Source organism: Edaphobacter acidisoli (assembly GCF_014642855.1).
In the GTDB taxonomy this organism is placed as follows: domain Bacteria; phylum Acidobacteriota; class Terriglobia; order Terriglobales; family Acidobacteriaceae; genus Edaphobacter; species Edaphobacter acidisoli.
In genome coordinates this window covers 3,184,372-3,196,938 of record NZ_BMJB01000001.1, presented here as the reverse complement: position 1 = coordinate 3,196,938, position 12,567 = coordinate 3,184,372, and the positions used below count along the sequence as shown (strand labels likewise).

At 52.7% G+C, this 12,567-nt stretch carries 7 protein-coding genes; 3 read left to right on the top strand and 4 right to left on the bottom strand.

Annotated features, from left to right (window positions below):
• The first annotated feature begins 109 nt into the window (after nucleotides 1–109).
• A complete protein-coding gene (locus tag IEX36_RS13015; protein ID WP_188759689.1) occupies nucleotides 110–1,447 on the top strand; it encodes an ATP-binding protein in 1,338 nt (445 codons plus the stop codon).
• Nucleotides 1,440–2,096: a response regulator gene (locus IEX36_RS13010; RefSeq protein ID WP_188759688.1), complete on the top strand. Its 657-nt coding sequence runs from the start codon at nucleotides 1,440–1,442 to the stop codon at nucleotides 2,094–2,096. The genes IEX36_RS13015 and IEX36_RS13010 overlap by 8 nt, the downstream gene beginning before the upstream one ends.
• A 143-nt stretch (nucleotides 2,097–2,239) precedes the next feature.
• Here IEX36_RS13010 and IEX36_RS13005 read toward each other — a convergent pair whose 3' ends face one another.
• From IEX36_RS13005 to IEX36_RS12990, 4 genes are all read right to left on the bottom strand, one after another.
• Entirely contained in the window at nucleotides 2,240–3,358 is a 1,119-nt protein-coding gene (locus tag IEX36_RS13005; protein WP_229668950.1) for an arabinan endo-1,5-alpha-L-arabinosidase, read from the bottom strand.
• Nucleotides 3,359–3,429: 71 nt separating this feature from the next.
• Nucleotides 3,430–4,803, bottom strand: coding sequence for a family 43 glycosylhydrolase (locus tag IEX36_RS13000; RefSeq protein WP_188759687.1), 1,374 nt, complete (start codon nucleotides 4,801–4,803; stop codon nucleotides 3,430–3,432).
• A gap of 258 nt (nucleotides 4,804–5,061) precedes the next feature.
• Nucleotides 5,062–8,778, bottom strand: a complete 3,717-nt coding sequence (locus IEX36_RS12995; RefSeq protein WP_188759686.1) for a TonB-dependent receptor — start codon at nucleotides 8,776–8,778, stop codon at nucleotides 5,062–5,064.
• Nucleotides 8,779–8,893: 115 nt separating this feature from the next.
• The gene (locus IEX36_RS12990) at nucleotides 8,894–10,036 is read right to left on the bottom strand and encodes a tetratricopeptide repeat protein (RefSeq protein WP_188759685.1); all 1,143 of its coding nucleotides are present in this window, start codon (nucleotides 10,034–10,036) and stop codon (nucleotides 8,894–8,896) included.
• 489 nt (nucleotides 10,037–10,525) lie between these two features.
• Here IEX36_RS12990 and IEX36_RS12985 point away from each other — a divergent pair, with 489 nt between their 5' ends.
• The gene (locus IEX36_RS12985) at nucleotides 10,526–12,457 is read left to right on the top strand and encodes a TPR end-of-group domain-containing protein (RefSeq protein ID WP_188759684.1); all 1,932 of its coding nucleotides are present in this window, start codon (nucleotides 10,526–10,528) and stop codon (nucleotides 12,455–12,457) included.
• The last annotated feature ends 110 nt before the right edge of the window (nucleotides 12,458–12,567 follow it).

Here is a 12,567-nt window from a genome sequence, read left to right as displayed (position 1 = left end):
ACAATGGAAGTGTTTCAATGTTGGTAACACAACGGGCAATATGCGCATCTACGCAATATTCTTTCGTGGAAGTAAGCGAGCGACTCTGTTTAGAGCAGCCGCTCTAACATTGGCGATTGCTTTACTTGATTGGCGAGTTGTAGGTGAAATCCCTTTAGGTTTTCTTTACCTCCTCCCTATGGCAATGATTGGCTCCGTTTTAAGCTCTTGGCAAATTGCTTTGGCCGCTATGTTCTGCACTCTCCTCGCAGAAAACTTCGACGATCTAGCATGGAGCCTACGTACTGGAACCACACGCGATGTTCTCTATGCTGCAGCCTTCACTGGCGTTGGGCTGTTTGTACGCGAGATTAACCGCAATCGCAAAATGACGATGGAACATCTCGATGAGATCGAGCACCAGAGCGAAGCACGAAAGGAAGCAGAAGAACAGCTACGGGTCTTGATTGAAAGCAGCCCAGCAGCCATCATCACGGCCGATGCAAATAGTGCGGTACTTATGGCCAATGAAGCTGCCCACCGCATGTTGGGTGTTCGCCAGGGAGAGCTTCAGGGCAGAGCTATCTATCGCTATCTGCCTTCGCTACGAAACATCTCCAGTCCTGACACACTACAGCAGCTATTCCGCACCGTCATGCAGGCACGCGCTCAACGTGAAGATGGCGAGACATTCCTTGCCGATATTTGCTTTTCGACCTACCGCACGAATGCAGGGTTGCGTCTGGCAGTCATGGTGCTCGATGCGTCCGAAGAGTTTAGAACACATGAGGTATCTGGCCTTCATCAATTAATGCTCGGATCACGCATTGTCATAGGAGCCATGTCTCATGAAATCCGTAACGTCTGCGGTGCCATTACGGCAGTCCATCAAAACCTGTCTCGTGAACCTCTGCTTGCTGGCAACCAAGACTTCGAAGCTCTGGGGAACTTGATCTCAGCACTTGGAAGTATCGCAAATTTTAATCTGCGACAAACGGCAGATCAGGCAACCGAAGTCGATCTGATCGCATTACTAGATGAACTTCGAATTATTATCTCCCCTTCTCTTAGCGATGAAAATATTGCAACCCAATGGAATGTAGAGCCATTTCTTCCGCTCGTATGGGCCGATCGGTCAAGCCTGATGCAGGTGTTTCTGAACCTGATCACTAACAGCATTCGTGCGCTTTCCGAACACTCGGCGGGGACCCTTCGCATCAACGCAAGAACTGAAGCAAATCACATTGTTATAGAAGTTGCAGACAACGGGGGCGGGGTAAAACATCCGGAACACCTCTTTCACCCTTTTCAGAACGGCGTAGCATCTACCGGGCTGGGACTTTATCTATCACGCGCGTTTCTGCACTCTTTTGGTGGAGAGATTCGTTATAGATCCCTACCTTCAGGAGCATGCTTTGTGATTAGTCTGAATTCTGCGGCAATGCCAACTGAGGTCCACAATGCCTGAAATCCGTATCTTGTTGGTGGATGATCACAGCCTCTTTCGCGAGAGCTTGACCCGCCTGCTCGAAACATCAGCGGTTTTTCAATTGGTCGCTCATTGTGCGACTGTGTCTGACGCTCTGGCCAGATTATCCACCAACGAGATAGATGTTATCCTTCTCGATTACGATCTCGGAGAGGACTCAGGCCTACATCTTTTAGCAGAATTGAAGCAGTGCTCGAGCCGCGCCAGAGTGCTAATGGTCACCGCAGGCCTATCAGACGAAGCAACGCTTCAGGTGATCGAAGCAGGCGCTGCCGGTATCTTTCTCAAGCAAGGCAATCCAGAACAACTAATTGCTGCTATCAAATTAGTAGCAAGCGGGGGCACTTGGTTGGATGCTGCTGCAGTTCAGAGCATCATTTCCGGACAGGGAGCACATTCAAAGCAATTGAACCGTACTCATTCTCTAACTTCACGGCAAAGTGAGGTCCTACGAGGTATCCTAGATGGACTCGCGAACAAGGAAATCGCCTGGAAACTTAATACATCTGAGAGCTCGGTGAAAGCCGTAATCCAAGAGCTCTTCCATAAAGCAGGCGTTAGAACTCGTAGTCAATTGGTAAGAATCGCCATCGAAAAACACTCCTCCGATTGGCTTCACCCTAGATAGGGCGATGCGCATAGAACATATCTCAATCATGAGACGATTTATTGCACCAATTTGTTGGGACGTTCTTCTTTTTGCGAAACTTGCCCCCTATCCAACTGGGCGGAGAATATGGCTTTACATATGGAAGAGAAACCATGCTACAACTATTGCTCCAATACCGAGTTCGGCCAATCATCGCGCCAAACCAGAGTGGAAATCTGAAGAGCAGGAACTCCGGTGTGCGCATCATAAGCGTGAAAGACAATAATGTCCTGGCCAGATGGCTGTAGTAGCACCGATTCGCCTCCTGGTCCGACCCAGTGGCGGTCGGTACTCAACAACGGCGTGCCTCCTCCTCGCATCATTGAGGTACCGCTCTTGTCGACATATGGACCGGTGATTTTCCTGGAACGGCCCACTAATGTTCGGTAGCTGCTATGAGTTCCACGGCAGCAGAGATCCCAGGAAACAAACAAATAGTAGTAACCGCCATGGTGAACGATAAACGGTGCTTCGATGGCCTGCCAATCGGGAGGCAGTCCCGGTTTTGCTGGCGATGGGTCCGGCGGACGAAATCGAGTTGCCAATGAATACAGCTTGTGACGACTAGCAAGCCCTGTCGTGTCGTTCAGACGTCGCAATTTAATCCCGCCCCAGAAGCTTCCGAATGCAAGCCATGCACGATGATGTTCGTCCATTACAAAATTTGGGTCGATCGCGTTGAAGTCATCGGCGACAGTTGAGCGCAATACGAGGCCTCGGTCGATCCATTTATAGGCGGGGCTGGATCGGTCCAGCGTCTTGTTCGTTGCCAGCGCTATGCCGGAAGTATTCTTGGCAAAGAGAGAAAACGCATAGTAAAGACGGTACTCCCCACCTTCAAAGGAGATGTCCGGCGCCCATAGCTCTTTGGTCCCTGGGCTCTCTTGCTGTATCCAATCAGGAATCTCATTGAATACATGTCCGCAAAGGCTCCATGCATGGAGGTCAGTGGAACAGCGAATCTGAAATTGACCACCGTCGCGAGCTTTTCCAGTGGCGAACACATACCACGTGTCCCCGGCTTTGATGATGGACGGATCATGCGCGCCCCAGTAATCACCCGAGAGCTGAAGTGCCTGCGGTTTCTGTGCAGGCACATAGCAGGAGAGCCCGGCGAATGCGGCTACTGCCGCGAAGGCGATCCACCATCGTTGGACACACATTGCATCGACTATTTTGTCGCGAATCTGTGCACGCAATCCACGCTGTGCCTCACCACGAGCATCAAGTACAAGGGTCAACATTGGCTCCTCTGATATGCAAGCATTCCAATCTGTTTTTCAAGCCGAACGCCGTCCCAAGCCTGCCCCGGTTATTTGACATAGGGCCAGCCATCCGACGTCCAACCGAGCTGATTCAATCCAAGGGCAGGTGAGCCGCCATTGTTTCCGTCGTAGTAGTGGTAGACGAGCACAGCCCCTGACGCGCCAGTAAAGACGCTCTCCCCCCCAGGACCATTAATATTGCTGTGCGAGCTGAGCAGGATCGTTCCTCCGCCCTGTGTGAGTGGAATACCACCACGGTCTGTATAGGGTCCCATCACAGAAGCGGCGCGGCCGACAATAATGCGGTAGGTGCTGCTTACGCCATTGCAACAGGTGTCAATCGAAGCAAAGAGATAGTAGTACCCTCCGTACGGATAAACATAAGCACCTTCGATTCCGGTGCCGGATGGATGGTCAGCCAACTGTGTGCATGCTGCGCCAGTAGGAACACCTGTGGTGGTGCTAACTGGAATAATTTGAATCCCGCTTGACCACGACCCAAAAACGAGCCATGCATTTCCTGCGAAATCGACAACTGAAGCAGGATCAATCGCATTGGAGCCGGAGCAGTTCGAAGACACATATATTGCTGCTCCCGAGTCGACAAAAGAGCCCGGTTGACCGTTGGGACTCACCGCCAGACCGATGCCGGACTGAGTGCTGCCGAATGTGGAAGCAGCGTAATAAAGCCATACCTCACCATTGTGGATTGAGACATCAGGTGCCCAAAGATCGCCGCTGCCGCCGGTGAACGCGTTGGTCCACGCCGGCAGCGATGAAAGAGCATACCCCCCATCAGAAAAGTTGACGAGATCTGAAGATTGGTGCTCATGGAGAAGCCCATGAGTCGAGAAGAGGTTGTACATTCCTCCCACCTGCGCCATAGATGGATCATGAATACCAGTGGACGATGAATCCGGTGATGAATAGGAAACGTTGACACCACTTGGATCCGGGTAAGGAGAACTGCCCGTCGAGGTCAACGTCCATTCCTGACAGTTGCAGCCAGCGCCGCTGGTTGCGCGGGTGCCCTGATCAACACTACGCGATGAAACAGATTCCAGATAGAGTCCGCTGTTGACGTTTTTGATGAGGTAATTTCCATCGGAAAGTAGATAGAACTCCCAGAGATGATCGGCCGTTCCGTTGTCGGCCCATTCAACCACCTGCGCTCCGGCTGACGTGGAAGCGTTGCTAACGCCCATAACCTGATGTGTCAGCATATTCTCCACGTTGTACTGGCCACTGCCCATCGGGATGAAGTGCCAATCGATCTCCGCTCCTGCACCGCTGGCCGTTTGTTGCGACAGCACTGTGCCAGCGGTTTGGCTTTGACTCGAGATACTCAGGTTCGATCCACTGGCCGCTGCGTTAGCAAGAGTGTAGATATAGCTATCGTTCACTTCAGTCAGCGTACCCATATCGAGTGTCTGTATACCGGAGGCGCTTCCTCCATTGCCGGTTCCCGAGGTCCCTCCTCCGCTACTACATCCCAAGAGCAGACAAATGGTGAGTAGCACGGCAGCGCAAAAGCAGAATTTCAAGAGCTTTCTCCTGAGAACGAGGACTTTCCAGATAGTCTGGCGCAGAGTTGCGACAGATTTTTCGCAAAAATAGCTTTCAAATGGATCGGCACGGATTCAGCCTGAGCGCGCAATAACGCGCCCAGGCCATAGTGATCAGTAGGTAACTCTCAACACAAATTGGATATTTCTTGGCCCCAGTAGCGTACTACCTACCTGACCAAAGTTCGTGTCCTGCACCCCCGAATCCGGTTTATTGAAAGCATGACGATTGAATGCGTTGAACATCTGACCGCTGAATTCGGCATGGATGCTCTCCCGGATTGGAAAGGTTTTACTGATGCCGAGGTCTTCATCATAGAATCCGAAGCTACGGATATCAGCAGAGTTGCGCGGCATATTGCCAAACTGATACGGCACATTCACGCCTGGACTGGGATTAGGATCTGCCACAAACGCGCAGTTCCAATAGCCGGTAGAGCAAGCCCCAGACGAGTGATCGTAACCGGTATTTCCATCGTTGATGAATGTGAAAGGATTGAAGCTGCCTGAACGGCGTACCCCTTGGCCAGCCACACGATTCGGGCGGATACCGTTATCGAAGCCTGGAATCCCATTGGCTCCCCAGAAGCTGATGGGTTGGCCACTCATATAACGATGCACACCACTGACTCTCCAGCCACCGATGACTGCATTGACCGGCTTGGGAGCATTACCCAGTAACGCCTTACCACGACCCACAGGCAGTTCATAGACGTAGCTGAGAACGAAGTTCTGCGGAATGTCTTCATTGCTAACAGCCTTCTCCGCCTTGTGATCGTAGGGGTTCTGCGTGCCTCCCTGGTTCTGCAGCGTGCTGTAGTACGGCTGAATAGCGTCCGCATCAGTGAGCGTCTTTGAGAAGGTATAGGAAGCCAGCACATTCAGGCCGTTGTGGAAGCGCCGCTCCAGTTTGGCCTCAAGTGCGTTGTAGCTCGACTGGCCAACATTTTGGAGATAGCTGTCCTCGTTGATGTAACCATATTGAGGAAATGGTCTTAGTGCCTGCTCTGCCCATACCTGCGAACCCCATTCGTTGAAGAAGTTCGAATAGGGCTGAAGCGGCGGTGAGTTGAAGCCATTGGGGCAAGGAGCAGCAGCCCACCATTGCAGGCAGGTACCCATCGCCAGGTCCTTCAATGGGATGTCATTTGGATAGTCGATCAGGCCGTGAAGACGGGTCGAGTGCATCCCCAGATAACCGACTGAAACAAGCAGATCGGGAGTAATTTCATACTGATTTTCGAGCGTCCACGTCTGCACCATCGAAGGACGTCCGAAGGTTGGCTCAATACTGTCCACCCCCTGAGTATTCGACTGGGTAGGATCGAGATCCGGCGTGGAGGGTAACACTGGAAGTCCAGCGTCCACTTGCGGGCCTGACATCGGATCAGCAGTGAAGAGCGTCTGATTGACCGTGAAACCCTGCATAGTCCCTTGGCCAAAATCGGCATAGACGAGAGGGCCATAGTAGATGCCAGTACTTCCACGGAGAACGTCTTTGGGAATCACTTGCCAGGCAAATCCCACCCGTGGTGCAAAGTCCTTGTACCATGTCCGCGCCCAGGTCTCGTCGACATTCCCATTACGTCCAGCGCCCTTTCCTGCAAAGACCAGGGCACCGGGAAGATTGTCAGCTGCGCTGTTGGGAGCATTCATGTCCATGATCGCCGTGTCGCCATCGGCTTCGTGACGCGGCGTGGTGTAATCCCAGCGCAGACCGAGGTTCAGTGTCAGATTCTTGCGAATCTTCCAATCGTCCTGCGCAAACAGCGCGCCGTAGTGCATGATCCAGCGCGGAGCATGAAGCTGAGAGATTGCATTGGCCGTACCCGCCTGACCGATGAGAAAGGCTGCGAATGAGTTGCCATCCTGCCCCCAGTACGTTGTATCAGATGCAGTTTGATTGTCCCAGAAGCTGAAGCAGCCCGCATTACCGCTGCACGTACCGCCGATCTTACTGACGAAGGAATATTGGTGATATTGTGCCTCCCCGCCGAACGTGAAGCTGTGTGCGCCATGCTGCCAGTGGACCTCATCATGCAAAGCAATCAGGCTATCCACATCCTGGCTGCCGATATTCTGGCCAAATCCTGGATACGGACTGCCGACAAATACAAATCCGGGGAAGACGGGACCACTACCATTAGCGATACCCAGTTTGCTATCCCATTCCGTGTTCATGTTCGCCGCACGAGAGAGGTTGTAGTTATTCGACCTGTTAGTGCCGAATGTCATCGAATTGATGAGATTCGGGCTGATAGTCCAATCCCATCCAAGACGGAAGAGCTTGCCAAGTTGATTAGTAACTCCCCCACCAGCCGAGTTGATTGGGGCCGGCAAATTGAGGCCATTCCCCATGTCCGTATTCTGACGGGAGCTATAGAGACCCCAGATCTTATGGCTGGCAGTCAGGTTCTGGTCGAGCCGGAGACTATAGACGGTTTCATTATGCTGATCTTGCGTGTCATAGACATAATTATTTGTTCCGCCCGACAGATTCGGCGTTGGCAGATACTGAAGCACCGCCTTGGCCACCTCACTCTCGCGGGTCATGGGGATTGTGTTGAGTTGTCCATTGACTGAAAATGGCATGCGGCACGCTTGACCATTGACGGTTTTTTCTGTCGTAGGATCGAATATCTCTCCGTAATAGAGCACCGAATTACATGCATCCGAGGCCCCTGGAATGACGCCGCCAAGTGTGGAACTGAAATCAAAGTACTGCCCGTTGCTTCCCAACTCAGTTGGAGTTGGGATCAGACTTGTCACAGACGATCCAGTGCTGTAGTGGAGCTGCTCCCACCCAAAGAAGAAGAAGCTCTTGTCTGTTCCGTTATAGAGCCTAGGAATACGAACCGGTCCACCAAGCGAAACGCCGTAATCATTTTTAGTATCGGGAGGCCGCTGCAGGCTCTTTCGAACAGCGGTATTACTCAAAGGTGTCTCGGCGAGATAGCCATTGTTGAACCAGTTGTTACCATCCAGTGCGGCGTTTTTGTAAAAGTTGAACACCGCGCCGTGGTACTGGTTACTTCCGCTCTTTGAGTTGTAATTAGCAAGCCCGCCCGTAGTGTTGCCAAGGTTTGCCGGAAGGCCGGAGAGATCGATATGAAACTCGCTCACTGCCTCGACCGAGGGCGCAACGATATCGAAACTTCCCGAGCCATTCTCCATGCGATTGGTCGTGATGCCGTCAATCAGATAGTCCGTGCCCTCTTCTTGTCCGCCGTTAATCTTTGTCATCTGAAAGCCTGAGCCACCAGACGACGTGCCCGGCCCGACTGCTCCAGGTACAAGAAACTCCAGAGTCGAGAGTGACCGAAGTGTGCCGCTTACCTGCAAGGGCAGGTATTGGACCTGCTCAGGAGAAATGGTGTCGTCGATCTCCGACGTCTGTGTTTCCAGCGTCAGTGCCGCTGCGCTCACACTGACCGATTCTGTAGTCGACCCTACCGTGAGTACAGCGTCCTGCGCAGTACGTGCGCCAATAGAGACCCGAACTCCGTTATAGACCACCGTTCTAAAGCCGGGAGCACTGACCGTCACCTTGTATATCCCCGTATGAAGTGACGGGAACACATAGTAGCCTGCACTTGAGCTCGTAGCGGAATAAGTCGTGCCGGTAGCATTCTCCGTAGCAGTGATTTGCGCACTTTGCACCACCTTCCCATCAGGGTCAGTTACCACTCCGGCGATCCCGCCTGTATCTAGCTGCGCGCGCACGGGTGTAGCCAGCGCTGCAAACGCAAGCAGCAGAACCAGCCAGATTGTCGGTCGGCGCACTGTTCTACGGGCCGCAAATGCCCGTGTTGCGAATTCAGAAAAATTCATGCCTGCCTCCTTAAGTAAACCTTTTCTCAAAAACACCTACCAACTTGATTGCCGCCATCGCGTTTCCTCCTACTTCTCAATCCGGGCGGCTGCTCCTCATTTACATCTCGAAATGTTAGTGGTCCGTCGAGGCCGTTGTACTCTCTGCATCATCAACAGGAAGCGATGCCCGGTCTCGTGTTATTTGTGCTGTATGGCGGTCCTGCCGTGCGGCAATCTGACTCTTCATCCGCAGGAAGTTCTGCATCGCATCATCGGCAGCTTGCGTATCTCCAAGCTTTCGATAAAGCCTGGCCAACTTATAGTACGAACTGATGGCTCGGCCATTACCAGCGTCTGCAGCTATTGCCCGCTGGAACTCCTGAATTGCGTCCTGATCGCGTCCGAGATTCATTAATCCGCTTCCCAGATAATAGTGAGCGTCGTTCAATGTTGGATCTGCGCGCAATGCCTGATTGAGCAAGTCCACTCCCTCCTGTGGACTCTGTCTAAGCACGAGCAGGCTACCCAGTTTGAACTTGGAAGTAGTCGAATAGGGATCAATGCGGAGCTCATCGCGATAAGCTATAGCCGCCTTGTCCATCTGGCCCGCGATCCAATACTGATCGGCAAGTTCCTCATGAAGTCCCGGCTGGTTTGGAGCCATCTTTACGGCCAGCTCGAACTCCCAGATGGCCTGTTCAGTCCGATAGCCAGTTGCATATGCTTCGCCTAGTACTTGATGAACGCGCATTGAATCCTCGTTGAGCTTAAACATCTCAGCATACGAGGCGTTGGCCATCAGCAGGTACGCGTGACCGCGGTGATACAAAATATCCTCATCCTTTGGATCCAGCAAGTATGCTCTGTCGAGAGGAGCAATCGCGGCCTTCGGGTTATTCTCAGCCAGATAACAGACACCCAGCCACATAAACGCCTTTGCATCACGTGGATCATCGTGGGTCTCTCGCAATAAACTGGCCTCCGCATCTTTGTAGCGATCCTGACGATACGCAATAATGCCAAGAAAGAGGTTTGCGCCGCGAAGTCCAGGCTTCAACTGTAACGATCTCTCCAGTGCATCGTGAGCCATCGCGAGTTGGCCCGTCTGTTCGAGTGCCAGACCAAGATCCAGATATCCTTCCGCAAACTCCGGAAGAGCATGCGTCACGGCCGTGTAGTCCGTAACTGCTTCGCTGGCATTCCCCGCTTTAATGGCGTCTGCTCCCTGTTCCATGGCTTGACGCACGTTGACATCTGTGACGGCAGCTTGAGACACCATCTGGGGCCCTGCGATCAAAGCGAAAGTAACGATTCCAACCAGACACGATCCTCGCAGTGCTCCCCATTGCGGGAGCACTGCGGATGTCCGGAACCTGGAATACGACTCTTGAATGATCCACCTCACAACACATATTCCCGTTGCATCAGAAGCGCCAAGGGAACTAGAAGTCTTCTCCAAGGACTGGAGCCATCAGATGGGAAGACCCGCACAATCCCTAGTACAACGAACAACACCCATCTGACGAGTAGCCGCATTCGAGCACCGTGCTAAGCCCGATGTAAAGCAATAAACGGCTTAGCAGGACGTTAAGCTACGTAAAATTTCCGCCTAATTGGCTGAAACTAAATCAAGTTAGCATGAACCTGCGACACCCCTTTGCATGGGCAACCGAAAGGACGTTTAGAGCACTTTGCAGCGGTCGGTTCTCTTGGAGAGTGGACGATTGATATAGTAGGCGACACAAGGAAGTGAACTTCAGAGGCGATGCCGAATACCGCTCCATCTCCGCTGCACGAGGCGGAAGTTCTCAGTCCAGAACAAATTGCTCTAGTGCGTGAACACTTGGAGGAGGTTCTGGCCAGCAAAACTTTAGCAGGCAGCAAACGGACCCAAGAGTTCCTCAGACTGGTCGTCACCCACGCTTTGGATGGGGAGAAGGATAGCCTCAGAGAACGCATGATCGGAGCCGAACTGTTTCGACGCCCTGTCGGGTATGACACTGGGAACGATTCAGTGGTGCGTGTCCGTGCCAGCGAAACACGAAAAAGACTGGCTCGCTACTACGGTGCGGAGGCAAAGGACGGTAAACCTCCCGTCAGGATCGAGCTGCTAAGCGGGTCTTACATGCCACGGTTCCACTTCGAGCCTGCACGGTCGGAGCAAAGTTCAATTAAGGAGATCGCACAAAGAACGGAACCAGCGGAGACCAGACGTCCGGTCTCTCCGCCTTTTCGACTCGGCCGTGTTGCATTGTTAGCCAGTGTGGCTGTAGCCATCATTGCGATTAGTGGCTGGATTGCATTCAAAAAGTGGCACAATGTCTCGTTGGCATCCAAAGGCATCCATTCCATTGCCGTCCTGCCATTCGACAACCTTTCAGGAGCCCCGGCACAGGATTACTTTGCCGACGGGCTCACGGAAGAGCTGATTAACGATCTCGGGCAAGTATCGACTCTTCGCATCATCTCATTTACTTCTTCGATGAGCTTCAAAGGAACGCAAAAAAAGCTTCCCGAGATCGCGAAGGAGCTGGCCGTTGACGGCGTAGTTGAGGGTGGTATTCTGCGCGACGGAAACCAAGTGCGCATCAGTGTGCAACTGATCGACGCCAGAACTGATCGGCCTGTGTGGGCCAGCACCTACGTCCAGGACATCAGTAGGGTCTTCGCCTGGCAAGGAGAAGTTGTACAGGAAATCGCGGAAGAGATCAGCACAAAGGTAACGCCCCAGGAACAGGCGCGTCTCGATCGTACGCACCCTGTTGATCCCCAGGCACAGGATCTCTATCTGCATGGGTTGTTGCTGCGGAATCGATCCGACTGTCAGCGAGCCCTGGATTACTTCCGCCAGGCAATCGGCATAAGCCCCGACTATGCCCGCGCCCACTCTGCGCTTGCAAGCTGTTATGGGCTGATGGGTGAATCCGGACAGATGCCTTATGAGCAGGCATTTACTCTCCAGAAGACGGAAGCACTTAAAGCAATAGGGCTGAACGATTCCCTGTCCGAGGCCCATGCAGAGCTAGCCAACACTGCCATGACCCTTGACAGAGACTGGCCAGCTGCGGCCGCAGAGTTCCGCCAGGCCCTGAACCTGAATCCCAGCTCAGCCACCAACCACGAAAAGTATGCCTTCTACCTCGTTCGAACCGGCCACCCACAGGAGGCGATCGCCGAAATCGAACAGAGCGTCGATCTTGATCCGGTTTCTGCAAGTACGTTTCACGCCGAAGGGTTCATCTACTACTTTGCTCATCAATACGATCAGGCATTGAGCGTAACACGAACCGTTCAAGGACTAGACATTGGGCTACCGGATTGGAACTTCCTACTCGGTGCTATTTATGCAGCAAAGAACATGTATCCGGAGTCTATTCATGCATTTCTGGAATCCAGAACAGGCCCATACACTCTAGGGCATCTGGGAAATGTTTATGCTCGTGACGGTCAAATCGTTGCTGCAAAAAAGATTATCCCGCTCCTGGAAGAGAACGTGCAAAAGAATGGGGTTGGACGATATGAAATTGCGCTGGTATACGCTGGCCTGGGAGAAAAGGACCAGGCCTTCCGCTGGCTTGAGGACGCCTTGCAAGCCCACGATGTTGGCTTGGTTTATCTCCAGGTAGACCCCTGTCTTGATCCGCTGCGCTCCGACCCGCGCTTCCCCAGACTTCTTCAACAAACCGGTATTAAATAAGGTCCCTTCTCGGTTCGAGTAGAAGATTGCAGAGATACCTAACCAACTGTATTCAGGTTCAGCTCATGGCATCGTCTTCGATCGCAGCGGCTAGCTTGCAGTACAAACCA